The sequence below is a fragment of the Chryseobacterium sp. MYb264 genome (genome assembly GCF_035974275.1).
GTDB lineage: Bacteria > Bacteroidota > Bacteroidia > Flavobacteriales > Weeksellaceae > Chryseobacterium.
In genome coordinates this window covers 3,522,520-3,547,887 of record NZ_CP142422.1, presented here as the reverse complement: position 1 = coordinate 3,547,887, position 25,368 = coordinate 3,522,520, and the positions used below count along the sequence as shown (strand labels likewise).

Genomic DNA, 25,368 nt, shown 5'->3' with positions numbered 1-25,368 from the left:
GAGGGCACTGAAAAACCCCGTTCATATAGAATTACCAATTGATTTGGAGTTAGAATTAAGAGTTTATTACGAAAATTAAACCTTCGTAATAAGCTTTTTTTCTTTTTTTCAGTATCAAATTTTTGAGGTTTAACGGGATTGATATTGCGCCACGCCTGCGATGTTTATAAAAGACGGAGTATAGATCGATTTCTCTATATTAATTTCAGGATTCTCTTCAAATTGACAGTGAAAATAGCCATTGCACCCTGCATTTGCATATTTTCAATACCATTTGCAATCGCCCTGTCGTAGCCGTGTACGTTTTTAAGCTCGCTGTTTTTGGCTTCGATTTTATAGCGGTGTTTCGATTTTTCTTTGTAATAATCGCTTTCCTGAAAAATCATTTGCTCCTTATGTAAGTCTGATTTTATGGAAACCGAATAAGTTTTAGATTTTGCTCCTTCTTTATAACATCCTTCTTTTAATGGGCAAACCTTGCATTTTTCAATATCAAAATAATAGGTATCCACTTGATTTCCGCCTACGTGTTTCTTCCCGCCACGAGCTTTGCGAATCGCCAAATGCCCTGCAGGACACACAAAACGGTCGGCATCTTTATTGTAATCAAAACGGTCTTCATCTTTTCGAAAACCCTGGGTGATGGAAGGATTAAGTCTGGCTACTATTTTAATATTTTGTTCGCCCGCAATTTTCAGATTTTCTTTTCCGCTGTAAGCAGCGTCACCAATGATGGCATCTACCTCCATCCCGTTGTCCTGGCTCATCTGCAGTAATTTTGGCAGTTCCGGGCCGTCGCCTTTTTCTCCCGAAGTTACCACGGCCGCCGTAATAATCCGCTCTTCGCTCATCGCCAAGTGCGTTTTGTATCCGAAAAAAGAACTGTCAGCCGATTTGTGACCCGTTTTAGCGTCGGCATCTTTTGAAAAAACCATCTGCTCCCCGGTGTCTCTCACTGTTTCCTTCAAAAGATTCAGCTTCTCCTTTACAGCAGGAATCTCCCTGATAGAAGCTTCGTTTTCAATGCGTTTTTCGAGTTCTCTGCAATAATCCAATTCTTTGTTTAAATCATTTTCAATATTTTTTGAGGGCATTTTAGTTTTAAATTCTTCATCAAACTGATAAACGGTCTTGCGAAGCAGTTTTGAGCGCTCCCGCAATACTTCTATCGTTGAAAAAGGATTGCTCATCGACAAGGTGTGAGTGGCATCTACAATGATGGATCTGGATTTGATGATGCCTTTTTCAATCGCAATACTCACGGTTTTACCAATGAGCAAGCTTAAAAGATCACTATCTTTCAAACGCAGTTTTCTGAATTTTGTAAGGGAACTGGGATTGATTACATCTTCTTCCGGAGTCATATCCAAGAAATATTTAAAGGACATATCATACCGGGAACGCTCTACCACATCTACATCAGAAACTGTATAAATACTTTTTAAAAGCAGGTATTTAAACATCCGTACCGGACTTTCAGCATTGCGACCATTGTTTAAGCAGTATTTGCTCAAAAGCTCATCATAGATGAAAGAAAAATCAATCAGCTCATTAATTTTTCTAAGAAGGTTTTCCTTCGGTACAATTAAATCATACAAACCGGAATAGGCACTCAACGGAAGTTTTTCTTGCTGTATTAACATTTGCTTTGCTATTGAAATTTACATTGAAGATAAAAAAATAAGCAAAACTTTAAAAGTTTTGCTTATTTTTTTAATGAAGTTTACTTTTTCAGTGCCCTCAGATTTCTCCTCGCGTTTTTTTATTTTCTCAACATTTCCGTGTGCGGAATATTATCTTCTAAATATTTTTTTCCGGTATCTTCAAAACCAAAGTCTCCGTAAAATCTCAACAGATAATCCTGTGCAGAAATCCTGATTTCCGAAGTATGAAAACGGTTTTCAATGGTTTCTACAGCATATTGTATCAATTGTTTTCCTAAACTTTTTCCTCTCGCTGCTTCGGTTGTTAAAACTCTTCCGATAGAAGCCTCAGGATATTTTATTCCTTTATCGAAAATCCGGCAGTTAGCAAGCACTTCCCCATCCTGTTCTGCCCAAATGTGAATGGCTTTCTGATCATAATTATCCAAATCGGGATAAGGACAATTTTGCTCGATCACAAAAACATCAATTCTGGCTTTTAAAACATTGTATAATTCAGGAACGGTAAATTCATCAAAAGTATTGATCTTCCAAACAATATTACTCATCAAAACTTACGCTGTTATTTGTTAAAAACTCATTCGTTTTCTGAATAAAATCAAGGATTTTATCACCTCCCTCCTTTTTCTCTGCAGAAGTTACATACAATTCCGGAAGATCTTCCCAGGTTTTATGAAGTTCAGCTTTATAATCCTCAACATTCTTAATAACCACATTCGGTTTCAGCTTGTCTGCTTTTGTAAACACGATAGAAAACGGCACTCCACTTTCTCCACACCATTGGATAAATTCCAAATCGATGGTTTGTGGCTTATGTCTCGAATCTACCAGTACAAAAAGATTCACCAGATTTCTTCTGTTCAGAATATAATTGGTAATCAGTTTTTCGAAATCTTTTCTGATGGATTTTGAAACCTTCGCATATCCATACCCCGGTAAATCGGTAAGATACCAGGTCTCATTCACTAAAAAATGATTAATAAGCTGAGTTTTTCCAGGCGTTCCGGAAGTTTTGGCCAGATCTTTATGATTCATCATTGCATTGATCAGCGATGATTTCCCCACATTAGATCTTCCGATAAATGCGTATTCCGGAAGATTCGGGTCTGGGCATTCCTGCCATTTTCCGCTGCTCTTTACAAACGTTGCTGTTTTAATAACCATTTGACTATTTTTTAGAAAAATAAACCATTAAGAAAAGCTCTTAATGGTCATTTATATTTTAATTTTAAACTTTATCTTTTACCCAGTTGTAGAGAATTTCGTTGAATTCATCTGGTTTTTCCATCATCGCTGCATGCCCGCATTTATCAATCCAGAACAGATCCGAATTCGGAATAAATTTGTGCATGTCTTCCGCAACCTCAGGAGGCGTCACATTATCCTGTTTCCCCCAAATAAGACACGTTGGTGTCGTAATTTTAGGCAAATCGTTCAGCATATTGTGCTTGATGGCACTTCTGGCCAGCATAACGGTTTTAATTCCCTTCATTCTGTCGTTTACCACACCGAAAACTTCATCTACCAAATCTTCAGTCGCTACCGCAGGATCATAAAAAACTTCTTCCGTCTTTTTTCTGATATACGAACGGTCATTCTTTCTCGGAAAACTATCTCCGAAAGTTCTTTCGTATAAACCAGAGCTTCCTGTAAGAACAAGATTTTTAACCAAATCCTGTCTTGCCAATGTTAAAATTAGCCCGACATGACCACCCATTGAGTTTCCCACAATAGTAACCGGCCCTTCTATCTGGCTCTCTATAAACTTGATAATATATTTCGCTATCGTCGTAAGATTCGTATTGAGTACCGGCAAATCGTAGATCGGCAACTGAGGAACATATACTTTGAAACCTCTGTCTGAAAAAAAATCTACCATCTTATCGAAATTACTCAAACCACCCATTAACCCGTGCAACAGCACCAATGGATGTCCTTCTCCCGCCTCAACAAAAGTATATTTCTTTTCTTTTTTTGTACTAAATATCATATAATGCCTGTAATAAAGCCTTGCAAAAATACAAATTAAACCTCAAAAATATTTTGATTACCCTAATTTAAAATAAAAATAATATAATAATCCGCTTTTTAACTTTTTTTTTGAAAATCTCTTTATTATGGGCTAAATAGCAATTCTGACAACCTCCAAAATATCAATAGATTACAGCGTTTACCTTAAATCTTTAATAAAACTTATTAACATTAAGGGAAAAAGTGGGAAAAAGTGGGAAATTTTGGAAATTATTATATAAATTTGCTCCAAATGAAAAGTTTCATTGGGACATATGAGTGTAAAATTGACGACAAAGGCCGCTTAAAAGTTCCTTCATCTCTAATTAAGCAGATGGAAAACTTCGACGACAAGGCGTTTGTAGTCAAAAGATCTGTGTTCCAACCTTGTCTGGAAGTCTATCCCATGAATGCCTGGGATAAAATGATGGGCAAAATTAATAAACTGAACAGGTTCATTAAAAAGAATGCTGATTTCATTAGAATGTTTACGGCAGGCGTAAAAACTGTAGAGTTGGATAATGCGGGAAGATTACAGATTTCAAAAGACCTTATGGTTTTCGCACATCTTCAGAAAGATATTGTGATTACCAGCGCAGGAGAATTATTTGAAATTTGGGATAAAGAAGCGTACGAGAAAGTAATTTCTGCCGATGAAATAGATTTTGCTGGCCTCGCCGAAGATGTTATGGGCTCATTCGAGGAAGAATAACCACGCGATTGAAAAGCGTTAAAAAACACAATTAGACATGTATCATAACCCCGTTTTGTTGAAGCAAAGTGTTGATGATTTGGTAACGAATCCAGACGGAACATACGTGGACTGTACTTTTGGTGGCGGTGGCCATTCAAGAGAGATCCTGAGCAGACTTTCCGATAAAGGAAGATTGTTCAGCTTTGACCAGGATTTGGACGCTCTTGAGAATGCAATTGATGATCCGAGATTTACGCTGATCAATCAGAACTTCAGATTTCTGGAAAACTCCCTGCTGATGTATGGAGTTCCTAAGGTAGACGGAGTTTTGGCAGACCTTGGTGTATCTTCTCACCAGTTTGATGAGGCTGACAGAGGTTTCTCTACAAGAAGCAATGCCCCGCTGGATATGAGAATGAATGTTATGCAGGGATTGGATGCCAAAAGAGTGATCAATGATTACGATGAGGAGCAGCTTGCGGATATTTTTTACTATTACGGTGAATTGAGAGAAGCAAGAAAGTTGGCGAGAGACATCGTTCATCACAGAAAAACGAAAAGCATCGAAACAACAGAGGATCTGAAAAAATTATTCAGTTATCTTCCACCGCATAAAGTGAATAAATTTTATGCTCAATTGTTTCAGTCCATTAGAATTGAAGTGAATCAGGAACTGGAAGTTTTAAAAGAAATGCTGGTTCAGGCTTACAATGTTTTAAAATCTGAAGGAAGACTGGTTGTCATTTCTTACCACTCTTTGGAAGACAGATTGGTAAAAAGATTTTTGAAAAACGGAATGTTTGAAGGCGAGCCCGAAAGAGACATTTACGGAAATTATAAAAAAGCATTCGAATTGGTAAAGAGCAAAGCGATTATCCCTGACGATAAGGAAATCGAAGAAAACTCAAGAGCCAGAAGTGCTAAAATGAGAACAGGAATTAAAGTTTAGTTTTTGGTTGATAGTTGATAGTTTTTAGTCTAGCAACAAACAACCAGTAACCAACAACCAAAATGGCAAAAAGAGCAACAACAAATCGCCCTCAGAAGAAATTAACTTTTATAGACATTATAAAAGGTAATTTCCTGAATCGTGATGAGATAAAAGTACATTACAAGTATTTTTTATTGTTGTTTGTGCTAATGATGGCGATGATCTACACCAATCATTTGGTGAATAAAAAGATCAAAATCGTAAATACATTAAAAGAAGAAACAGAAGAATATAAATCGAGAAATGCTTACGCCCAAAGTAAGCTGATAAAAGTAAAAATGGAATCGGAACTGGGGAAAGAAGTAGCAAAAGACTCTCTGATGACCCTGGAAAACCATCCACATAAATTACTCATAAAACTGGACGGAACAGATGCAAAAGCCAAGTGAATACGATAACAAGCGTAAAAATACCTTAAGGTGGGGCTACCTCTTCACAGTGGTAGCTTTGTGCGTATTTGTCATGTTCCTCGCGAGAATTGTCATTCTTCAAAATACTAATGTTCAAGAAATTAAAGACGACTATATCAATAAAAATTACCGCGAAGCAACCCTGAAAGCCGCTCGTGGAAATTTATTCGCTTCAGACGGATCTATTCTGGCAACAACGGTAATGCGTTATGATATCTATCTGGATTTCAAAACGATGAAAGATACAATTTACACGAACAACGTTGGAGCCTTAACGGATTCTTTAGGTAAAATGTTCGGAAAATCGAAAATTGAATTCAGAAAGAAATTTGACGAACAGAGAAAAAAGAAAAACCAATATTACACTTTGGTAAAAGGTCTTGACTTTGATCAGTATGACAGAATCAGAAATTTCCCGATTTTTAATAAAGGTAAAAATAAAGGAGGTTTTATCGTTGACAGAAACTACAAGAGAGAATTGGCAACTTCCGAAATCGGAGCCGGAACCATCGGAATGGATGATGGCGAACATACCGCAGGTCTTGAGGGTGCCTTTTCTAAATATTTAAGAGGAACCGATGGCAAAAGATTAGAACAGAGAATCAACTCTTCTCAGTGGAAGCCTATTGATTTCTGGAAAGTTCAGGAACCTGTGGATGGTGAAGATGTGTATACGACTTTAGACCTTAGAATTCAGGATATTGCACACTCCGCTTTGCAGAAGCAGCTGATTAATTTCGAAGCAAAACACGGCACCGTGGTTGTGATGGAAGTTGAAACCGGAAAAGTGCGTGCTTTGGTTAATTTAAGAAGAGATGACGATGGCAACTATGTAGATTCTTATAACTACGCCTTAAAAGATAATATCGAACCTGGATCTACTTTTAAAACAATATCCCTTTTGGCTGCCATGGATGATGGTTTCATTGATGAAAATACCACGGTAAACGTCGGAAACGGGGTCTGGACCTATGCAAAGCAGAGAATTTCGGATGGTCACGGAGGCGGAACATATGACATCAGTGATGTTTTGGCTAAATCCAGTAACGTGGGAACCGCCAAACTGATCACAAAATATTATGCTGAAAAGCCTCAGATTTTTCTGGATCACCTGAAACGCTGGAAATTATTTGATAAAATGGAAATCGAGCTTCCGGGAATTACCAAACCGAAAATCGTAACTCCTCAAAATAAAAGATGGAATGCCGCCACATTAGCGTCAATCGCTTACGGATATTCCACCAACATCAACTTATTACAATTAGCAACTTTCTATAACGGAGTTGCTAATAATGGTAAAATGCTAAAGCCTTTATTCATCGATAAAATCATGAAAGACGGCAAAGTAATGTATGAGGCAAAACCTGAAGTAATGGTCAACAGAATGGCGTCTGAAAAGGCGATTAAAATGATGACCAATGCTTTAACAAAAGCCGTGGAAAAAGGAACAGGACGAAGCATTTTCACACCAAATTTAAAAATGGCAGGAAAAACAGGAACGGCAAGATTTGAATATTGGTTGCCTGGTCCGATGAAGTATCGCGCATCATTCGCAGGGTTCTATCCGGCTGATAATCCGAAATATACCTGTTATGTTATGATCAGCGAACCGAATACAGCGAAAAGTTTTTACGGAGGAACAGTTTCTGCGCCGGTGTTTAAAGAAATTGCAGGAAAAACATTCCTGAAAACACCACAAAACATTGAAAAAGAAATGCTTGTAGACAGAAAGGTAAACCTTAGCAAAATGGTGGAACCTAATGTAAAAATAGCAGTTAACAATAAACAAATGCCAAGTGTAGTCGGGTTAATCGGTAAAAACGTAATCCCACAACTGGAAAATTTAGGATATCGTGTAGACTTTAAAGGCGTTGGAAGAATTACCGAACAATTCCCGCTGGAAGGTACAACGATCAGTAAAAACCAGAGAATTTATTTGTCTCTGCAGAATTAAAAAAGAAGAGTCCTGAAAGGACGATTTAAAACAGGATAGGATGAAAATCCTATTCAACAAAATGTAATAACGAACCCAAAGGGTTCAATATTAATAGCCGTAAGTTAAACTTATGGACTTATAGAATAAGAAGGAACGATTAAAAAATATAAAGCATCAAAGAAATGCAGTTAAATGAATTATTAAAAAGAATTCCAGTGTTGGAAATTCACGGTGATGATACTCGTGAGGTTTCAGAATTGGTTTTCGACAGCAGAAAGGTTACGGAAAACTCTTTGTACATCGCAATGAGAGGAACGGTTGTGGATGGGCATTCATTTATTGCATCTTCGGTTGAAAAAGGAGCAACAGTAATTGTTTGCGAAGAATTTCCTGAAAATCTGGATGAAAATGTGACTTATGTTAAGGTAAAAGATTCATCTAAAACGTTGGGTCAGTTAGCTTCTAATTTCTTCGGAAATCCTTCTGAAAAATTAAAATTAATCGGCGTTACAGGAACCAACGGAAAAACTTCTGTTTCTACCCTGCTTTTTGATGTATTTAAAAACCTAGGTTATGATTCCGCGTTACTTTCAACGGTGGAGATCAGAATCGGAGATCAGGTTATTCCGGCAACACATACGACCCCGGATGTTATTACCATTAATAAAATCTTAGCCCAAGCGGTTGAGGAAGGTTGTGAATTTGCTTTCATGGAAGTGAGTTCTCACGGAATTGCTCAAAACAGAATCGAAGGGCTTCATTTTAAAGTGGCAGGTTTCACGAATTTAACGCACGATCATTTAGATTATCATAAAACGTTTGACGAGTATTTAAAAACGAAGAAAAGATTTTTTGATCAGCTGGAAGATACAGCCATTGCCATCACGAATGTAGATGATAAAAACGGAAATGTCATGCTTCAAAACACAAAGGCCACAAAAAGGTCTTATGCTTTGAAAACAATGGCAGATTATCACGGAAAATCTTTGGAAGTTGATTTCAACGGAATGTTATTGAATTTCAATGGCAAAGAATTCTGGACGACACTGACTGGAAAATTCAATGTGTACAATTTATTATTGGTTTTCGGAATCGCTTCTGAACTTGGTTTTGAGCAGGATGAAATTTTGCGGGCGATCAGTCAGTTAAAAAGAGTTTCCGGAAGATTTGAAACATTCAAGTCAGATGGCGGTATTTTCTTCATTGTAGATTATGCACATACTCCGGATGCTTTAGAAAATATCCTGGACAGCATTAATGATATCAGAACCAAAAACGAAAGGTTAATCACTGTTTTCGGATGCGGAGGCGACAGAGATCACTCCAAAAGACCTGAAATGGGAAATATTGCTACGAAAAAATCAACGCTGGCAATTATCACTTCAGACAATCCGAGAACGGAAGATCCGGCTGTTATCATAAAGGAAATTGAAGCGGGTGTTGAACCTCAGAACTTCAGCAAGTACACTTCAATTCCAGACAGAAGAGAGGCCATCAAAATGGCGATTAAGTTTGCAGAACCGAAAGATATTGTTCTCGTAGCCGGAAAAGGACACGAAACATATCAGGAGATTAATGGTGTAAAACATCATTTTGACGACAAAGAGACGATTAATGAGCTTTGGAAATTAATGAGTAAGTAGATTATTAATTTCAAGATTGAATTGATTTAAAAATTTAAAAATTTGATGATGACAAAGAATTTTGAAAATTTTCCGGTGTATATCAAAAGTTTAGATTTGATTGAAAAGGTATATCAATTCCTTCAAGAGCGAAGTTTTGAAAAAGAGTTTGAATTTAATAACCAAATAAAAAGAGCGAGTTTATCAATATCAAATAATATTGAGGAAGGCTCAGAATATAATAATAACAGACAATTTATTAGATATTTAAAAATTGCAAAAGGCAGCTGTGCCGAAGTTAGAAGTATGATGATGGTAAGTAAAAGATTAAAGCTGGGGAATGAAAATAAAGCCGAGGAAATCATTAATTTATCACGAGAAGTATCTTCTAATATTTCAAATTTCATTAAATATTTGAGTGAAAATATTGAGAGACCACAGTCTTTAAATCATTAAATAAATTAAATTTTTAAATAAAGAATACATGTTATACTATCTATACGAATATTTAACCGCCCACGGAATTCACGTTCCCGGATTGGGAATGTTGAAATACATTTCCTTCCGAGCAGGGATGGCAGTTTTATTTTCTTTGATCATTGCTCTTGTATACGGTAAGAGAATCATTAACTATCTGAGAGCAAAACAGATGGGTGAATTGGTTCGTGATCTTGGATTAGACGGTCAAAAACAAAAAGAAGGAACTCCTACGATGGGAGGTCTTATCATTATTTTGGCTACGATCATTCCGGTATTGCTATTTACCAGAATTACAAATGTTTACATCGTTCTTCTATTGGTTTCCATGCTTTGGATGGGCGCTATTGGTTTTGTGGACGATTATTTAAAGAAAATAAAGAAAAACAAAGATGGTTTAAGTGGTAAATTTAAAATTATCGGACAGGTTGGATTAGGGTTAATCATCGGAGTAACAATGTATTTCCACCCTGATATTACGGTTAAAAGAAAGTATGCAGATGCAAAAGTAGTGAACAGAAATAATGTAGAACAGAATTTTATGCCTACAGAAAAAATCACGGTTTCCACGGTTCCTTTTGCTAAAAATAACGAATTTGATTACAGCGGAATTTTATTCTGGATGAATGATAAAGATGCTCACGAATGGGCATGGATCGTTTTCATTCCGATTGTAATTTTCATCGTAACAGCCGTTTCAAATGGAGCAAATATTACGGATGGCATTGATGGTCTCGCCGCCGGAACAAGTGTTGTAATACTTCTTGTCTTGGCTTTATTTGCCTACGTTTCGGGAAATATCATTTTTGCAGATTATCTCAATATCATGTTCCTTCCGAATATGGGGGAAACCACCATTTTTGCCGTAGCAATGGTAGGTGCCGTTATCGGATTTTTCTGGTACAATACCTATCCGGCTCAGGTTTTTATGGGCGATACGGGAAGTCTCATGTTGGGAGGCGTCATTGCTGTTTTAGCAGTTATTTTAAGAAAAGAATTACTGATTCCTGTATTATGCGGAATCTTTTTAATAGAAAACTTATCTGTCATGTTACAGGTTGTGGTTTTCAAGTACAGAAAAAGAAAGTATGGGTTGGAATATGCCCAAAACAATAGATTATTCAGAATGTCACCATTACACCATCATTATCAGAAAGGCGGTTTCCACGAAAGTAAGATCGTAAACAGAATGATAATTATCGGGGTAATTCTGGCGATTGTTTGTCTGATAACACTGAAGATGAGATAAAAAAACTGCAATAAGCAATAAGCGGTAAGCATTGGGCTTAAAGCTTAGAGCCTACGGCATAAAGCAAAAAGTATGAAAATAGTTGTTCTAGGAGGAGGAGAAAGCGGTTGTGGTGCTGCTTATTTGGCTAAAAAGAAAGGTATGGAAGTTTTTCTTTCAGACAAGGGAGCCATTAAGGATAATTATAAGCAATTTCTTGTTGAAAACGGAATTGAGTTTGAGGAAGAGAACCACAATGAAGAAAGAATTTTAAATGCAGACTGGATTGTAAAAAGTCCGGGAATTCCGAAAAAAGCGGAAATGATTAAAAAGATTCATGAGAAAGGCATCAGGCTTTCTTCTGAAATTGAATTTGCTTCGGAGTTTACTGATGCTAAAATCATCGCGATTACAGGAAGTAACGGGAAAACAACAACTACGTCTTTAATCTATTATATCTTGAAAAATGACGGATTAAATGTAGGTTTAGGCGGAAACATCGGGTACAGTTTTGCAAAGCAGGTGGCCGATGAAAACCACGAATATTATGTATTAGAGGTTAGTTCTTTCCAATTAGATGATATTCAGAATTTTAGACCATATATTTCTTTATTGTTGAATTTGTCTCAGGATCATTTGGATCAGTACAATTACAATTATGAAGAATATGCTTTAGCTAAATTCAGAATTACTGAAAATCAGGAGAATGATAATTTCTTCATCTACAATAAAGATGATGAAATGAGTAAAAATCTGCTGGAAAAATTAGAAATTAAAGCGAAAATGATTCCTTTTTCAACAAAAGAGCATTTAGCGGAAGGAGGTTTTATTAATGATGATAAAATAGAGGTTAAATTAAAGGATGATTTCTCAATGAAAATTGACGAGTTATCATTAATTGGAACTCATAATGTGGCGAATAGCCTGGCTGCATCAATAGCCGGTAAGATTTTGAAAATCAACAATGAAAGCATAAGAAATTCATTAATGACTTTTCAGGCGGTTGAACACAGATTAGAGCTGGTCACTGAAATTGATGGCATAAAATACATCAATGACAGCAAAGCAACCAACGTGAATGCCACTTATTATGCGTTGGAAAGTATGAAAACCCCGACCGTTTGGATTGTTGGTGGCTTAGATAAAGGAAATGACTATACCGAAATTGAAGATTTAGTTAAAAGAAAAGTAAAGGCAATTGTATGCTTAGGAATTGATAATGAGAAAATTATCAATTTCTTTAAAGATAAGAAAGAGTTCATTTACGACACCTCGAGCATGGAAAAAGCAGTTGAGATTTCAAAATCTTTGGCTAAAAAAGGAGATACGATTTTACTTTCTCCTTGTTGTGCAAGTTTTGATCTTTTCAAAAGCTATGAAGACAGAGGTCGACAGTTTAAAGAGCAAGTATTAAAAGCCAATGGCAATTAGCTATAGCCAATAGCAGAACATATGAACGAACACGATACAGAAAACAGATTTGAATTCCTGAAGGGCGATAAAGTACTTTGGATGGTCATTCTTGTGATCTCCATTTTCTCTATTTTCCCTGTTTATTCTGCAAGTTCGAATCTGGAATATATTGTAAATAACGGGACCACAACAGGTCACGTGATCAAGCATATGTTCTTCGTAGTCTTAGGTTTGGGAATCATGAGAGTAGTAGGAATGGTGAAATACGAATATATCGGAAAGCTCAGCAGTATTTTGCTCGGCTTAATGATTGTTTTGCTGATTGTCACCATGTTTACCGGGCAGACCATTGACGGAGCGAGTGCTTCCCGTTGGTTGAAAATTCCGGGAACGCCTATTTCCTTCCAGCCATCTTCGTTTGCGTTTTTAATGTTGATTATTTATCTCTGTAGATATTTAACTAAAAAAATAACCAGAGAACGGCTTCCGATTGAGAACATTATGTACATTTTCGGACCTATTTTATTGGTTTTCGTTTTGGTTGCAAAAGATAACGGTTCTACGGCATTAATGATCTTAATGGTTTCCGTAGTTGTTTTGGTTATAGGCCAATTGCACTGGAAATATATTGCAGGATTTATTTCTGCATCATTCGTGGCAATTGTTTTCTTTTTATTGATTGCTTTAAATACCAATATGATCGGCGGAAACCGTGTTCACACATGGATGAGCCGTATCGAAACTTTTACATCAAGCAAAGCAAAAACGGCCGATGTAGATGATGAAAGTGTAAAAGCCAAGAATTATCAGGTGATGCAGGCGAAAGCAGCCATTGTTCACGGCGGAATTACAGGGATGGGACCAGGGAAGAGCGCGTTAAAGCAAATGCTTCCACAATCCGCCTCCGACTTCATTTTCGCAGTCATTGTTGAAGAATATGGAGTAATTGGTGCAGTTTTTCTGATTAGTTTATATTTAATTATGATGATTCGTATCGTAATGATAGCCAGTAAGATGCCCGCATTTTTCGGATCGTTGCTCGTTCTCAGTCTCGGTGTGATGATTTTTATACAACTCTCTGTAAATATTGCAGTTGCGGTCAATTTAATCCCTGTTACCGGGCAGCCGCTGCCATTGATAAGTTACGGAGGTACCTCAATGCTGGTAACATATTTGCAGTTAGGAATTATCCTGAATATCAGCTCCAGAATTCAGATTTACGATGAAGAAGGCATGGGCAAAAAACAAAGCATCGTCGAAATTAACGACATCGCTTAACATTAGAAAAATAAAGAAACAAGACTAAAAAAAATGAACAATCAATCATCCAATAGCCAAAAGCCAAAAGCCATCCGCGTTTTACTATCGGGTGGAGGAACAGGAGGTCACATCTTCCCTGCCATTGCTATTGCAGACGAAATCAGAAAGAGATTTCCTGATGCAGAGTTTTTGTTCATCGGAGCCAACGGAAAAATGGAAATGGAAAAAGTTCCGCAGGCAGGTTATAAGATTGAAGGAATTGATATTGCCGGAATCGACAGAGGAAATATGCTGTCGAATTTAGGGCTACCCTTTAAGATTTTAAAAAGTTTATCTAAATCTAAAAGAATCATTAAAAATTTTGCTCCGGATTTCGCGGTGGGAACTGGTGGTTTCGCAAGCGGACCGGCTTTGTATGAAGCCAGCAAAATGGGAATTCCGATTTTTATTCAGGAGCAGAATGCCCATGCAGGAGTCACGAATAAAATATTAAGTAAAAAAGCTAAAGCCGTGTTTACAGCCTATCCGAAAGTGGAAGGCTTTCCGGCTGAAAAAATAAAATTTCTGGGGAATCCGATTCGTTCAACTATAGTTTCAGGAATGCAGGAAACATCTCAGGCAAAAGAAAAAATGGGCTTGGATAAAGAAAAGCTGACGATTTTATCAGTCGGCGGATCTTTAGGCTCAAGAACATTAAACAACGGGTGGAAAGAAAACCTTGAAAACCTAAAAGAAAAAGGGTATCAATTGATCTGGCAAACAGGAAAACTGGATTATAAAGAAATTGTTGATGGTTTTCAGTTGACAGTTGATGGAAAAAACCAGCAACCAGCAACCAACAACCAGATAAAAATCAAGGAATTCATCAAAGACATGGAAACAGCCTATTCTGCAGCAGATGTGATTGTTTCGAGAGCGGGAGCGATTGCCATTTCAGAGTTGGCGGTAGCGCAAAAGCCTGTTTTATTGGTTCCTTTCCCTTTTGCAGCGGAAGATCATCAAACCAAAAATGCGATGAATCTGGTTGAAAAAAATGCAGCCAGAATGGTAAAAGACTCCGAAATGCAGGAAAAATTCTGGAATATGCTTTCAGAAATCTGCGAAAATGAAAATATAAGAAAAGAAATGTCCGACAATCTGAAATATTTTGCCAAGCCGAATGCCGCAAAAGAGATTGTAGATGAGATTTTTAAAGTGATAAAGTAAGATAATCTGAATTAATTTTTTAATCATTTAATCTTTAAATATTTTAATTAAATAATGAAAGTTTTAGAAACATATCAAAATTTTTACTTCGTTGGAATCGGAGGTATCGGAATGAGTGCTTTAGCACGTTATTTCCATGCTTCAGGCAAGAAAGTTTCTGGCTATGATAAAACCAACACCAAACTTACTCAGACTTTAATGAGTGAGGGAATTGATATTGTTTTTGAAGATGTTATTGATGAAAGAATCACTTCGCTTCAGAAGGAAAATACATTAGTAATTTATACTCCTGCCATCAAGGTTTTAAGGATTTTAGATTATTTTAATGATCATCAGTTTGAAGTTTTAAAAAGAGCAAAAGTTCTAGGTTTAATTACAGAAAATACAGATTGTATTGCTGTTGCCGGAACTCATGGAAAAACAACGACTTCTACCCTAGTTTCGCACTTGTGCAAAGAAGCAGATTTGCCTTTCTCATGTTTTTTAGGTGGAATTTCCGAGAATTTTAAATCGAATTTCCTTTATAATGGTTCGCAATATTCTGTTGTTGAAGCAGATGAATATGACAGAAGTTTCCTTAACCTTTCTCCGGATTGGGCGGTAGTAACTTCCACAGATGCAGATCATTTGGATATTTATGGTGATAAAAATACCATTGAAGAAGGTTTCCGACAATTTGCAGCCTTAGTTCCGAATGACAAACAGCTTTTTGTAAGAAAAGGAATTGAGATCGGAAGACCCCATATCACGTATGCAGTAAATGAAGTAGCTGATTATTACGCGGATAACCTAAGAATGGAAGGCGATCAAAATTATTTTGATTTCCATACTCCAACAGAAACGATTAAAGATTTTGTTTGGGATGTTCCCGGAATTCATAATGTGGAAAATGCAACGGTTGCATTAGCCATTTTAAGCAATTTGGGCGTTGATTTCGAAACCCTGAAAAAAGCAATTGCCAATTTTAAAGGAATTAAAAGAAGATATACCAAGCACAGATACGAAAACGGTAAAATTTACATCGACGATTACGCGCATCATCCAACGGAAATCAATGCGGTGATGAGCTCGATCCGGACTTTTTACCCTGAAAAGAAATTATTGGTGGTTTTTCAACCTCATCTTTTCAGCAGAACGAGAGATTTCGCAGACGGATTTGCAGAAAGTTTAAGTCAGGCTGATGAATTGATTTTGCTTGATATTTATCCTGCGAGAGAACTTCAGGAAAATTTTGAAGGAATTACTTCAGATTGGTTAATAAAAAAAGTTAATTTAGATAAAAAGGAAGTTTCAACATTAAGTGAAGCTTTCGATAAAATAAAAGAAAAAGATTTTGATATCATTCTTACAGTAGGTGCAGGAAATATTGATACGCTGTATGATCCTATTTGTGAATTGATGGAAAATAAATAAAGCATTAATGAAAATATTAAAACAGTTTTAAATGTCTGAAATCTGACGTCTAAAATCTGTCATCTTAAAATAATGAAAAATAAATACAGAATATTAAAAATTGCCATCACAGTAATCATCCTTGGGTTTCTGTTGAGTTTCTCTTTGAAGAAATTCAATGGTCAGACGATTACTGACAATAAAATTTCTGTAAAGATGAATGAGAAGACACCTGTTTATTTTGTTGATGAAAAAGACATTCGCGAGATTGTAAAAAAAGAAAATCCGTCGGGTAAAGTTGGAGATATTGATATTCCGACACTGGAAAAGAAAATAAATGCGCTTCCGGCTGTTGACAGTGCCAATGTTTATTTAAATTTAAATGGAAAATTGAATTTAGATATTAAGCAGAGAATTCCGGTTTTCAGATTGAATTATGATGGAAAAGATTTCTATGTAGATGAAAAAGGGATTGAGTTTCCTATATCGAAAACCTATTCCCACCCCTGTATGTTGGTAACAGGAAAGGTGAAGAGAGAGGAATATGCAAAACTGGCAGAGTTGGTTGAAAAAATTGATAAAGATGATTTCAGTAAAAAATTCTTTATTGGTGTTTCAAAAGACCGGAACGGAGATTTTAATCTTTTGACCAGTGAAGGAAACTACAGAGTGGAAATTGGTGATCTGGATAATATTGATTTTAAAGTAAAAGGCTTTAAAACATTTGTCGAAAAATACCTTGTATTTCAGGATCCTCAAAAGTACAATATGGTTTCGGTGAAATATCAAAATCAGATTGTAACCACTTTAAATCCTTATTTTAAAGAAAATGACAGTATTTTAAAGGCTGGAAATAAAGAACTCGCAAAAGTTCCTACTCCAACCGCTGTAAAGAAAACAACCGAGACCAAAAAAGAAACTAAAAAACCTAGCTCTGCTTCGGCAAAACCGAAGGAAAGTATAAAACCAAAAACTAAACCCAAACCCAAGGAGAACCCAAAAACAGAGAAGAAACCCACGGCCGCAAAACCGAAGACTAAAGCAAAGGTTAAAATAGAATAAAAAAATCAAATCGATATAAAAAATGGAAAATCAAGAGTATTCAGTAGGTCTGGACATTGGGACAACGAAGATTGTCGCCATTGTCGGAAGGAGGAATGCACACGGGAAAATAGAAGTTCTCGGTGTTGGTAAGGCCAAAAGTCTTGGGGTTCATAAAGGGATTGTGAACAATATTTCGCAAACCATTAATTCAATCAAAGCAGCTGTGTCTGAAGCACAGTCAAGTGCTGGTGTTCCTATCCGCAAAGTTACGGTAGGAATTGCAGGAAAACATATTCGTTCTCTACAGCACTCTGATTATATTATGCGTGAACATCCGGATAAGTTCATTACCGATGACGACATTGAAGCGTTAAAAGATCAGGTAAAAAAGCTGGTCATGCTTCCCGGTGAAGAAATCATCCACGTACTTCCTCAGGAGTATAAGGTAGATTCTGAAGGTGAAATTCAGGAGCCTGTGGGAATGCATGGGAAACGTTTGGAGGCTAATTTCCACGTTGTTGTAGGACAAATGGGAAGCATCCGAAACATCGCAAGATGCGTTCGTGAAGCAGGTCTGGAAATGGAAGCTCTTACCTTGGAACCTTTAGCATCATCTGAAGCTGTATTGACAAAAGAAGAAAAAGAAGCCGGAGTGGCCATCGTAGACATTGGTGGTGGTACTACGGATATTGCTATATTCAAAGATAATATTATTCGTCATACGTGTGTGATCCCTTACGGAGGTGGAATTATCACGGAAGACATTAAAGAAGGCTGTTCGATCATCGAAAAACATGCAGAACAACTGAAGGTAAAATTCGGTTCTGCAGTTCCTGAGCTTGAAAAAGACAGTACGTATGTGACCATTCCGGGGCTTCATGGAAGACCTGACAAAGAGATTTCGTTAAAAACTTTAGCACAGATCATCAATGCGAGAGTTGAAGAAATCCTTGAAATGGTAAATACAGAATTAAAAGCTTATGGTGCGTTTGAACAAAAGAAAAAACTGATTGCAGGAATTGTTTTGACGGGTGGTGGTTCTAATCTGAAGCATCTTCGTCAGCTAGCCAATTATACAACAGGTTTCGACAGCAGAATTGGTTTTGCAAATGAATACATTGCGAATGATAAAAACCAGTATCTTAAAGGTCCGGAATTTGCTACTTCCATTGGATTGTTGATGGAAAGTTTAAAAATTCGCGACAAAAAGCAGAACGCTTTGGCGGAAGAAGAAATTGTTCCCGAAAAACCAAAGCAGGAAGCAGCAAAAGCACCTGTTGAAACTGCACAACCAGTAGTTCAGCAAATTGCGCCTATTCAGGAACAGGAAGTTGTTCCTCAGCCACAGGAAAGCAAGAGGGCGGCAAAGTTGACATTCGGCCAGTCGCTTATGGAGAAAGTTAAAAAATTCTTTGAAGAAGTAGAGTAAAAAATATAAATGGTGAATGGTAATCGATAAAATGTCTTGTTATCAATTATCATGAAATCGATTATCAATTATTAAAAAAACAGTTATGGAAAATATAGGTACACAAGGATTTTCATTTGATTTGCCAAAGGGAAATTCATCGATCATCAAAGTTATCGGTGTAGGTGGCGGTGGAAACAACGCGCTGAAGCACATGTACGAGAAAGGAATTTACGGGGTAGACTTCGTAATTTGTAATACGGATGCTCAAACTCTAGATAATAACCCGGTTGCCAACAAAGTACAGTTGGGAACCACCATTACAGAAGGTCTTGGTGCAGGTGCCGATCCGGAAGTAGGTGAAAAATCTGCTATCGAAAGCATCGAAGACATCAAAGCTGCAATGGGGCAAAACACCAAAATGGTATTCATCACTGCCGGAATGGGTGGTGGTACAGGTACCGGTGCTGCTCCTGTAATCGCTAAGGTGGCAAAAGACATGGGAATTCTTACCGTGGGTATTGTTACCGTTCCTTTTAGTTTTGAAGGTAAAAGAAGATTAGAACAAGCGGAAAACGGTCTTGATAAATTAAGAAATAATGTTGATTCACTTATTGTAATCAATAATGATAAACTAAGACAACAATTCGGAAATCTAGGATTCAAACAAGGATTCTCAAAGGCCGATGAAGTGTTGACAAATGCTGCTAAAGGAATGGCAGAAGTTATTACAGGTTACTTTGATGTCAACATTGACTTTAGAGATGCTAAATCTGTGCTTCAGAATTCCGGTACAGCGTTGATGTCTACAGGTATTGCTTCCGGCGAAAATAAAGCAGAAGAAGCGGTAAGAAAGGCATTAGACTCACCTCTATTGAATGACAACAAAATTACGGGCGCGAAAAACGTTCTATTGTTGATCAGAAGTGGTGCTGAAGAAGTAACGATGGACGAGATCGGTATCATTATGGACCACATCCAGAAAGAGGCAGGAAACACCGCGGATATTATTTTCGGGGTGGGTGCTGATGAAGAATTAGGAGATTCTGTAAGCGTTCTTGTTATTGCAACAGGTTTTTCTAATGACAATAAAAAATTTGCCGGACCGACTGAGAAAATCAAAATTAGCTTAAATGATAGTTTCGATTCTCCAAAAGCTTCACCTTTCAAAACAAGAGAAGAAAGACAAACTACGGGATCTCATGATTTTGGAGGGAAAAATCTTTTCAGATTAGATGATGAAGAAAATGATACTCATCATTACGGAGCTGCTGCATCTGCAGAGAAAAAGATGATTATCGAGCAGGAAGAAAGAAGAGCTGAAATAAAGTTTACCGACAGAGAAGAAGATGCTCAAAGTTGGAAAAATCAGGAAGAAAACGAAGAGTCTTACAGTCTTTTCACTTCTGAAGATGATATAGATGATCCTAATGATCTTGAAATTGAATCTTTCAAGTTTGATTTTGATAATAAAAAAGATGAGCCACAATCGAATTCATTCAATAATTCTTATTCTCAGGAAAAGCCTGTGGAATTTAGTTTTTTTGTGAATGAACCCACAAGAAATGAGCCCAAATCTGATTTCGGGCAGCCTAAAGCAGAATTGGCAACAGCCGGTGAGGTAAATCAGCTAACAGAGGAACCGCTTCAGAAAGTAGAACATTTCTTTCAGCATTTGAAAGAAGAGCCTGTAGCAGAAACAAAACCTCAAACAGAAGCTCAGAAAACTGAAGAAGAATTCACGTTTGTGAATAAAACCGTTGATCAGGAAAGAGTCATTGAAAGAAGAAATAAATTAAAAGAATTCAATTCGCGTTATCAGAATTTTGACAGCACCAGTGAATTTGAATCGATCCCTGCATTCAAAAGAAAGAATATTTCTATTGAAGGAACCAATGCATCAGATCAGAATATCAACACCTATTTATCTGATAACGATGGAAATATGCAGATCAGAGAGAATAGATTTTTAAATAAAGACGTAGACTAATCATGTAACAATGTATCAATCTAAATAATGTAACAATTTTTATATTACGCATTATTGATACATTGATACACTTTTACATTGGTAAATTAATTAAAATGAGTTTAGAACATACCATAAGCGAAGCTATAAAAACAGCAATGAGAGCAAAAGACAGAGTTGCTTTGGACTCTCTTCGTGCTGTAAAATCTCAAATATTATTGCTGCAAACTGAAGCCAGAGGTGCAGAAGTAACAGCAGAACAGGAAATTGCTATTCTTCAGAGAATGGTAAAACAGCGTAAAGATTCTTACGATCAGTTTACCGCGCAGGGAAGAAATGACCTTGCGGAAGTAGAAGATGCTCAGATGAAAATTATTGAGCAATTTTTACCAAAGCAACTTTCTGCTGAAGAGTTGGAAGCAGAAATGAAAAATATTATTGCTGAAACTGGCGCTGAATCTGTGAAAGATTTAGGAAAAGTAATGGGAGTAGCCTCAAAAACATTAGCCGGAAAATCTGACGGAAAAAGTATTTCCGAGATGGCGAAAAAGCTGCTTTCTTAATCGTTGGTTAATTGTTGTCCACCGATAGGTATTAAACTATCAACTAACAACCAAAAAACCATCAACCATTAAAAAAGGATATTCAACCTTTGCATATCGATTTGATTAAAGAAGCCCTGAACATTAGTTCAGGGCTTCTTGTTATTTCTTGCATATCAATAATCTCGCATTAAATTATTGGCATTCTTTCATTAGAGGGAAAGGGTAATGTTTTTTCAAAAGGCTCTTGTTTTTAGAATCATTTCAAATTTAGTAAAAAAAATCACTTATCCATCATTTTAATTCACAATTTTTAGAATATTTATATACAATTAATAATCAGTTCATTTTCTTTCCCAAAAGCTTTGATAGTTTTTATGTATTGAAGAAACGTAATTAATTGCTTAAATTTGCATAGATCAAAAAAAACAAAAATATGTATCCACAAGATTTAGTACTGCCTATGAAGGCTGAACTTACAGATAAAGGCTTCGAAGACTTAACGACACCAACGCAGGTAGAAGAAGCATTAAAACAATCGGGAACCACTCTACTGGTGATCAACTCTGTATGCGGATGTGCTGCCGGAGCTGCAAGACCGGGAGTTGTATATTCTTTGACAGGTGAGAAAAAACCTGATCATTTAACGACTGTTTTCGCTGGTTTCGATACTGAGGCAGTTGTAGAAGCGAGAAAGCATTTAGCACCATTCCCTCCAAGCTCACCATGTGTGGCTCTTTTTAAAGACGGAGAATTGGTTCATATGCTTGAAAGACACCACATCGAAGGAAACCCTGCAGGAGCAATTGCTGCCAACCTTCAGGCTGCTTATGACGAGTATTGCTAAGAGCACAATCATTTCAGATACACGACCGCTGCACTATTGTAGCGGTTTTTTTATTTAACTAATAAAATATTCTCTAAAAAGGCAAATATTATTATATTTGGATATGGCAACGAAAGCACTTTTCAATACTGTGGTCAACTGGTTTATCCGCCAAAGGATAGATCAGATACAGAATTTTATGGATCATCCCATTGAAACACAGAAGGGAATTTTATTTTCACAACTGTTTCATGCTGAGGATACTGAATACGGCAGAAAATATGGTTTTAATTCTATTTCGAGCTATGAGGATTTTAAAAATAAAGTTCCTATCGTTACCTACGAAGATTTTGAACCTTATATTGAAAAGGCAAGACAAGGGCAAAAGGATGTCACCTGGCCAGGATACATCAAGCATTTTGCAAAGTCTTCGGGCACAACCAATGCAAAGAGCAAATTCATCCCTATTTCCGCAGAAAGCCTTGAATATTGCCATATGAAAGCAGGAAAGGACATGGTTTCCATTTATGCCAATAATCATCCTGAAAATCAGTTATTCAATTATAAAAATTTACGTTTAGGAGGAAGTTCTGAATTATACGCCGACTTTAATACCAAATTCGGGGATCTATCTGCTATTTTGATTGATAACCTTCCGTTTTGGGTGGAGATCACCACCACGCCAAGCAAAAAGGTTTCTCTGATGGGAGAATGGGAAAGTAAACTTAATGCAATTACATCTGAAGTTAAAAATGAAGATGTCGGAAGTATTTTAGGCGTTCCGAGCTGGATGATGGTTTTGCTTCAACGCGTTTTGAAAGAAACCGATGTAGACAGTGTTTCTGAATTGTGGCCCAACCTCGAAGTTTTCTTTCATGGCGGAATCAGTTTTAAACCTTACAAGGAACAGTTCAAGCAGATTATCGGAAAAAACATCAATTATTACGAAATCTATAATGCTTCCGAAGGCTTTTTTGGAATCCAGGACAGACCAAATAGTGATGAAATGCTTTTGATGTTGGATTATGGCATTTTTTACGAGTTTATCCCGATGGATCAATTTCACTATTCCCATCCGAAAGTCGTAAGCCTGGAAGACGTGGAAGCAGGTAAAAATTATGCCATGGTGATTACGACCAATGGTGGACTTTGGAGGTATTTAATTGGAGATACCGTCATTTTTACCTCAGTAAATCCTTTCAGAATAAAAATTACGGGTCGTACGAAACATTATATCAATGCTTTTGGAGAAGAATTAATGATTACCAATGTAGAATCTGCCCTTTCCAAAGCCTGTAATGAAACCCAAGCGTCTGTAACCGATTTTACCGGAGCTCCAGTTTTTATGAAGGAAAATGAAGGGGGTGCCCACGAGTGGATTTTTGAATTCTGTAAGAAACCAGACGATATCGAAAGTTTTATCGATATTTTTGATCAGCATTTGAAGTCCATTAATTCCGATTACGAAGCTAAGCGTTATAATAACATGACCTTAAAAAGGCCGATAGTGCATGTTGCGAAGCCTAATTTATTTTACTCATGGTTAGAGTCAAAAGGAAAGCTCGGAGGCCAAAATAAGGTTCCCAGACTAAGCAATGACAGAGAATATATAGAGCCCTTGCTAGATCTTAATTATAAATAACGAAAACCGCAGCGACAACTGCGGTTTGTTTTTTATTTGCTTAGATCTTCTTTTAGTTTTTTAGCGGCATCTTCTACTTTAGAAGCTCCTTTTTTAGCTGCTTCTTTAGCATCTTTACCTACTTTATCGGCTTCAGATTTAATATCCTGTCCGGCTTTGTGAAGATCTTGTTTGGTTTTATCTGCCGTAGCATCGATTTTCTCTTTCGCTTTTTGAGCGGCATCATCTATTTTATTTCCGGCCTCATCTACCTTGTTTTTTACGTTGGCTTTCGCCTCGTCGATCTTAGCACTGTCCACCAGGTCTGTATTGCTTGTTTCCGTTGTTGTGGTGGTAGTTACAGACCCGTCAGGGTTTTCAACGCTTTCGGTTTTAGTTACAGATTTTTTGCAGGATACTACGGCAAGAGAAATGATTGCCGCTGCTAAAATTTGTTTTTTCATACTTTTTATATTTTTTAAATGTTCATTAATTGGTTGTTTCAGTACCCGCTGAAGTTTCTGCCGCCTTTTGTCTTCTCTTTTCCTCCTCCAGTTTCTTTTTCTCTTCTTCGGCTTTCTTTTTATTTTCTTTTTCCAATTCAGCCTGAATACGTTTCTCCTCGGCCTGAACTTTCAGAGCCTGTTTAATCGAATCCTGATATTTCTGTGATGACATTCTGATCTGCCTTACAATATCTATAGAAGTCGACCCGTTGGCAAAAGAATCTTTTGCAATCGTATCATATGGAGCCTTTGGGCTGTCCACAGGATAAAGATCTACAGGTTCTTTCTTGGAACATGCCGTAAACGATAAAGAGAACACCCCTATCCCGAATAGGAAATTTTTCATGGAACTAATTTAATAGAAATTCTGCAATTACCGGATAGTGATCTGATAATTTTACAGAATGATCTACTTTATAGCTTACAGGGACGATGGAACTGGAAGTAAAAATATAATCGATACGCAAGGGAACGCTGTATTCATGAAAACTGGTAGATATCCCGTTACCTGCCTTAACAAAAGCATCTTCCAGGTTTTTTCCTAAATTATAATATTCATAGGAATTGGGCACAGAATTAAAATCGCCGGCTAAGATAACCGGATAGGGAGAGCCGTCTACGGCCTTTCTTATTTTTTTTATCTGATCTTCATGCGCCCTGAAAGTCGGAATTAAACGCGAAAAAATCATCCCTAATTTATTGGTCTCATTCGACACTCCATTGAATTCCATCATTGATTTGTGCAGCCTGAAAGGCTCAAGATATACATTGATGACCCGAACAATCTTCCCGTTGATATCGATATCTGCATAAAAAGAATTTCCTCTGGATCCGTCATTAATAAGTTCTTGCTGCCTGACGATTTTATGCTTGGTTTTCAGAATAACTGTGGGATATTTTACGAGATTTTCTTTTATCGATGTGTTGGTATCTTTCTCCTGAACTAAAATAATATCCGCATTCTGATCTGTAATATACTTCTTTACCGTCGGCCAACCTCCTACGCTGCCATATTTCACATTAAAGGTCAATACCTTAATATCATTTTTCGTTTTGCCGGTATTTGGAGTCTGAGGAGAAAAATTAATCCACCTTCGAATGGGATTGTAAAATATAAACGTTGTTAAAACAAAAAAGAGAGCGAACTTT

The 25,368-nt window shown here is 36.9% G+C and carries 24 protein-coding genes; 17 read left to right on the top strand and 7 right to left on the bottom strand.

Annotation, left to right across the window (positions count from 1 at the left end; all coding sequences use genetic code 11):
- Nucleotides 1–194: 194 nt before the first annotated feature.
- The 4 genes from VUJ46_RS15420 to VUJ46_RS15405 all read right to left on the bottom strand — a co-directional run bounded on the left by VUJ46_RS15420 (nt 195) and on the right by VUJ46_RS15405 (nt 3,654).
- The gene (locus VUJ46_RS15420; RefSeq protein WP_326980898.1) at nt 195–1,643 is read right to left on the bottom strand and encodes an IS1182 family transposase; all 1,449 of its coding nucleotides are present in this window, start codon (nt 1,641–1,643) and stop codon (nt 195–197) included.
- A gap of 119 nt (nt 1,644–1,762) precedes the next feature.
- On the bottom strand, nt 1,763–2,212 hold the full coding sequence (locus VUJ46_RS15415; protein ID WP_326981620.1) for a GNAT family N-acetyltransferase: 450 nt from the start codon (nt 2,210–2,212) through the stop codon (nt 1,763–1,765).
- Nucleotides 2,205–2,828: a ribosome biogenesis GTP-binding protein YihA/YsxC gene (gene yihA / locus VUJ46_RS15410; protein ID WP_326981619.1), complete on the bottom strand. Its 624-nt coding sequence runs from the start codon at nt 2,826–2,828 to the stop codon at nt 2,205–2,207. Before yihA ends, VUJ46_RS15415 begins: the two co-directional genes overlap by 8 nt.
- A gap of 64 nt (nt 2,829–2,892) precedes the next feature.
- The gene (locus VUJ46_RS15405; RefSeq protein ID WP_326981618.1) at nt 2,893–3,654 is read right to left on the bottom strand and encodes an alpha/beta fold hydrolase; all 762 of its coding nucleotides are present in this window, start codon (nt 3,652–3,654) and stop codon (nt 2,893–2,895) included.
- 273 nt (nt 3,655–3,927) lie between these two features.
- Between VUJ46_RS15405 and mraZ the strand changes: the two genes are divergently transcribed.
- The 17 genes from mraZ (at nt 3,928) to VUJ46_RS15320 (ending at nt 23,734) form a co-directional block, all read left to right on the top strand.
- Complete coding sequence (mraZ, locus tag VUJ46_RS15400; RefSeq protein WP_326981617.1) at nt 3,928–4,386, top strand: division/cell wall cluster transcriptional repressor MraZ; 459 nt, start codon at nt 3,928–3,930, stop codon at nt 4,384–4,386.
- 37 nt (nt 4,387–4,423) lie between these two features.
- Nucleotides 4,424–5,317, top strand: a complete 894-nt coding sequence (gene rsmH, locus VUJ46_RS15395; RefSeq protein ID WP_326981616.1) for a 16S rRNA (cytosine(1402)-N(4))-methyltransferase RsmH — start codon at nt 4,424–4,426, stop codon at nt 5,315–5,317.
- Between the two features lie 62 nt (nt 5,318–5,379).
- Complete coding sequence (locus VUJ46_RS15390) at nt 5,380–5,748, top strand: FtsL-like putative cell division protein (protein WP_326981615.1); 369 nt, start codon at nt 5,380–5,382, stop codon at nt 5,746–5,748.
- Complete coding sequence (locus VUJ46_RS15385; protein ID WP_326981614.1) at nt 5,732–7,723, top strand: penicillin-binding transpeptidase domain-containing protein; 1,992 nt, start codon at nt 5,732–5,734, stop codon at nt 7,721–7,723. Before VUJ46_RS15390 ends, VUJ46_RS15385 begins: the two co-directional genes overlap by 17 nt.
- A 164-nt stretch (nt 7,724–7,887) precedes the next feature.
- Nucleotides 7,888–9,348 (top strand): UDP-N-acetylmuramoyl-L-alanyl-D-glutamate--2,6-diaminopimelate ligase, encoded by a 1,461-nt coding sequence (locus tag VUJ46_RS15380; protein WP_326981613.1) that lies wholly within the window; start codon nt 7,888–7,890, stop codon nt 9,346–9,348.
- Nucleotides 9,349–9,396: 48 nt separating this feature from the next.
- Nucleotides 9,397–9,783 carry a four helix bundle protein gene (locus tag VUJ46_RS15375; RefSeq protein WP_326981612.1) on the top strand — a complete coding sequence of 129 codons (387 nt, stop codon included), beginning with the start codon at nt 9,397–9,399 and terminating at the stop codon, nt 9,781–9,783.
- A 28-nt stretch (nt 9,784–9,811) separates the two neighbouring features.
- The gene (gene mraY, locus VUJ46_RS15370; protein ID WP_326981611.1) at nt 9,812–11,053 is read left to right on the top strand and encodes a phospho-N-acetylmuramoyl-pentapeptide-transferase; all 1,242 of its coding nucleotides are present in this window, start codon (nt 9,812–9,814) and stop codon (nt 11,051–11,053) included.
- Nucleotides 11,054–11,125: 72 nt separating this feature from the next.
- Complete coding sequence (gene murD / locus VUJ46_RS15365) at nt 11,126–12,463, top strand: UDP-N-acetylmuramoyl-L-alanine--D-glutamate ligase (protein WP_326981610.1); 1,338 nt, start codon at nt 11,126–11,128, stop codon at nt 12,461–12,463.
- Nucleotides 12,464–12,484: 21 nt separating this feature from the next.
- Nucleotides 12,485–13,723, top strand: coding sequence for an FtsW/RodA/SpoVE family cell cycle protein (locus VUJ46_RS15360; protein WP_326981609.1), 1,239 nt, complete (start codon nt 12,485–12,487; stop codon nt 13,721–13,723).
- Nucleotides 13,724–13,756: 33 nt separating this feature from the next.
- A complete protein-coding gene (murG, locus tag VUJ46_RS15355; RefSeq protein ID WP_326981608.1) occupies nt 13,757–14,911 on the top strand; it encodes an undecaprenyldiphospho-muramoylpentapeptide beta-N-acetylglucosaminyltransferase in 1,155 nt (384 codons plus the stop codon).
- A 54-nt stretch (nt 14,912–14,965) separates the two neighbouring features.
- Nucleotides 14,966–16,324 carry a UDP-N-acetylmuramate--L-alanine ligase gene (murC, locus tag VUJ46_RS15350; RefSeq protein ID WP_326981607.1) on the top strand — a complete coding sequence of 453 codons (1,359 nt, stop codon included), beginning with the start codon at nt 14,966–14,968 and terminating at the stop codon, nt 16,322–16,324.
- A 72-nt stretch (nt 16,325–16,396) separates the two neighbouring features.
- Nucleotides 16,397–17,365, top strand: a complete 969-nt coding sequence (locus VUJ46_RS15345) for a cell division protein FtsQ/DivIB (RefSeq protein WP_326981606.1) — start codon at nt 16,397–16,399, stop codon at nt 17,363–17,365.
- 22 nt (nt 17,366–17,387) lie between these two features.
- Nucleotides 17,388–18,776, top strand: a complete 1,389-nt coding sequence (gene ftsA, locus VUJ46_RS15340) for a cell division protein FtsA (protein WP_326981605.1) — start codon at nt 17,388–17,390, stop codon at nt 18,774–18,776.
- A gap of 85 nt (nt 18,777–18,861) precedes the next feature.
- Complete coding sequence (gene ftsZ / locus VUJ46_RS15335; RefSeq protein WP_326981604.1) at nt 18,862–20,745, top strand: cell division protein FtsZ; 1,884 nt, start codon at nt 18,862–18,864, stop codon at nt 20,743–20,745.
- Between the two features lie 95 nt (nt 20,746–20,840).
- Complete coding sequence (locus VUJ46_RS15330) at nt 20,841–21,287, top strand: GatB/YqeY domain-containing protein (protein ID WP_326981603.1); 447 nt, start codon at nt 20,841–20,843, stop codon at nt 21,285–21,287.
- Between the two features lie 415 nt (nt 21,288–21,702).
- Nucleotides 21,703–22,113: a BrxA/BrxB family bacilliredoxin gene (locus VUJ46_RS15325; protein WP_326981602.1), complete on the top strand. Its 411-nt coding sequence runs from the start codon at nt 21,703–21,705 to the stop codon at nt 22,111–22,113.
- A 103-nt stretch (nt 22,114–22,216) separates the two neighbouring features.
- Entirely contained in the window at nt 22,217–23,734 is a 1,518-nt protein-coding gene (locus tag VUJ46_RS15320; RefSeq protein ID WP_326981601.1) for a GH3 auxin-responsive promoter family protein, read from the top strand.
- Between the two features lie 32 nt (nt 23,735–23,766).
- Here VUJ46_RS15320 and VUJ46_RS15315 read toward each other — a convergent pair whose 3' ends face one another.
- Genes VUJ46_RS15315 through VUJ46_RS15305 form a run of 3 tightly spaced genes read right to left on the bottom strand, consistent with a single transcriptional unit; the run spans nt 23,767 to nt 25,250 of the window.
- Complete coding sequence (locus VUJ46_RS15315) at nt 23,767–24,177, bottom strand: hypothetical protein (protein ID WP_326981600.1); 411 nt, start codon at nt 24,175–24,177, stop codon at nt 23,767–23,769.
- A gap of 25 nt (nt 24,178–24,202) precedes the next feature.
- Nucleotides 24,203–24,565: a hypothetical protein gene (locus VUJ46_RS15310; protein ID WP_326981599.1), complete on the bottom strand. Its 363-nt coding sequence runs from the start codon at nt 24,563–24,565 to the stop codon at nt 24,203–24,205.
- 4 nt (nt 24,566–24,569) lie between these two features.
- A complete protein-coding gene (locus VUJ46_RS15305) occupies nt 24,570–25,250 on the bottom strand; it encodes an endonuclease/exonuclease/phosphatase family protein (protein WP_326981598.1) in 681 nt (226 codons plus the stop codon).
- Between the last annotated feature and the right edge of the window lie 118 nt (nt 25,251–25,368).

Excerpts from the sequence above, each read along its gene's own strand:
- murC (WP_326981607.1), top strand. The coding sequence starts at position 14,966 with ATGAAAGTTTTAGAAACATATCAAAATTTTTACTTCGTTGGAATCGGA.
- ftsZ (WP_326981604.1), top strand. The coding sequence starts at position 18,862 with ATGGAAAATATAGGTACACAAGGATTTTCATTTGATTTGCCAAAGGGA.
- VUJ46_RS15420 (WP_326980898.1), bottom strand. The coding sequence starts at position 1,643 with ATGTTAATACAGCAAGAAAAACTTCCGTTGAGTGCCTATTCCGGTTTG.
- mraY (WP_326981611.1), top strand. The coding sequence starts at position 9,812 with ATGTTATACTATCTATACGAATATTTAACCGCCCACGGAATTCACGTT.
- VUJ46_RS15390 (WP_326981615.1), top strand. The coding sequence starts at position 5,380 with ATGGCAAAAAGAGCAACAACAAATCGCCCTCAGAAGAAATTAACTTTT.
- rsmH (WP_326981616.1), top strand. The coding sequence starts at position 4,424 with ATGTATCATAACCCCGTTTTGTTGAAGCAAAGTGTTGATGATTTGGTA.
- VUJ46_RS15315 (WP_326981600.1), bottom strand. The coding sequence starts at position 24,177 with ATGAAAAAACAAATTTTAGCAGCGGCAATCATTTCTCTTGCCGTAGTA.
- VUJ46_RS15320 (WP_326981601.1), top strand. The coding sequence starts at position 22,217 with ATGGCAACGAAAGCACTTTTCAATACTGTGGTCAACTGGTTTATCCGC.
- VUJ46_RS15330 (WP_326981603.1), top strand. The coding sequence starts at position 20,841 with ATGAGTTTAGAACATACCATAAGCGAAGCTATAAAAACAGCAATGAGA.
- VUJ46_RS15415 (WP_326981620.1), bottom strand. The coding sequence starts at position 2,212 with ATGAGTAATATTGTTTGGAAGATCAATACTTTTGATGAATTTACCGTT.
- VUJ46_RS15325 (WP_326981602.1), top strand. The coding sequence starts at position 21,703 with ATGTATCCACAAGATTTAGTACTGCCTATGAAGGCTGAACTTACAGAT.
- murG (WP_326981608.1), top strand. The coding sequence starts at position 13,757 with ATGAACAATCAATCATCCAATAGCCAAAAGCCAAAAGCCATCCGCGTT.
- VUJ46_RS15380 (WP_326981613.1), top strand. The coding sequence starts at position 7,888 with ATGCAGTTAAATGAATTATTAAAAAGAATTCCAGTGTTGGAAATTCAC.
- VUJ46_RS15360 (WP_326981609.1), top strand. The coding sequence starts at position 12,485 with ATGAACGAACACGATACAGAAAACAGATTTGAATTCCTGAAGGGCGAT.
- VUJ46_RS15385 (WP_326981614.1), top strand. The coding sequence starts at position 5,732 with ATGCAAAAGCCAAGTGAATACGATAACAAGCGTAAAAATACCTTAAGG.
- murD (WP_326981610.1), top strand. The coding sequence starts at position 11,126 with ATGAAAATAGTTGTTCTAGGAGGAGGAGAAAGCGGTTGTGGTGCTGCT.
- VUJ46_RS15375 (WP_326981612.1), top strand. The coding sequence starts at position 9,397 with ATGACAAAGAATTTTGAAAATTTTCCGGTGTATATCAAAAGTTTAGAT.
- yihA (WP_326981619.1), bottom strand. The coding sequence starts at position 2,828 with ATGGTTATTAAAACAGCAACGTTTGTAAAGAGCAGCGGAAAATGGCAG.
- VUJ46_RS15310 (WP_326981599.1), bottom strand. The coding sequence starts at position 24,565 with ATGAAAAATTTCCTATTCGGGATAGGGGTGTTCTCTTTATCGTTTACG.
- ftsA (WP_326981605.1), top strand. The coding sequence starts at position 17,388 with ATGGAAAATCAAGAGTATTCAGTAGGTCTGGACATTGGGACAACGAAG.
- VUJ46_RS15345 (WP_326981606.1), top strand. The coding sequence starts at position 16,397 with ATGAAAAATAAATACAGAATATTAAAAATTGCCATCACAGTAATCATC.
- mraZ (WP_326981617.1), top strand. The coding sequence starts at position 3,928 with ATGAAAAGTTTCATTGGGACATATGAGTGTAAAATTGACGACAAAGGC.
- VUJ46_RS15405 (WP_326981618.1), bottom strand. The coding sequence starts at position 3,654 with ATGATATTTAGTACAAAAAAAGAAAAGAAATATACTTTTGTTGAGGCG.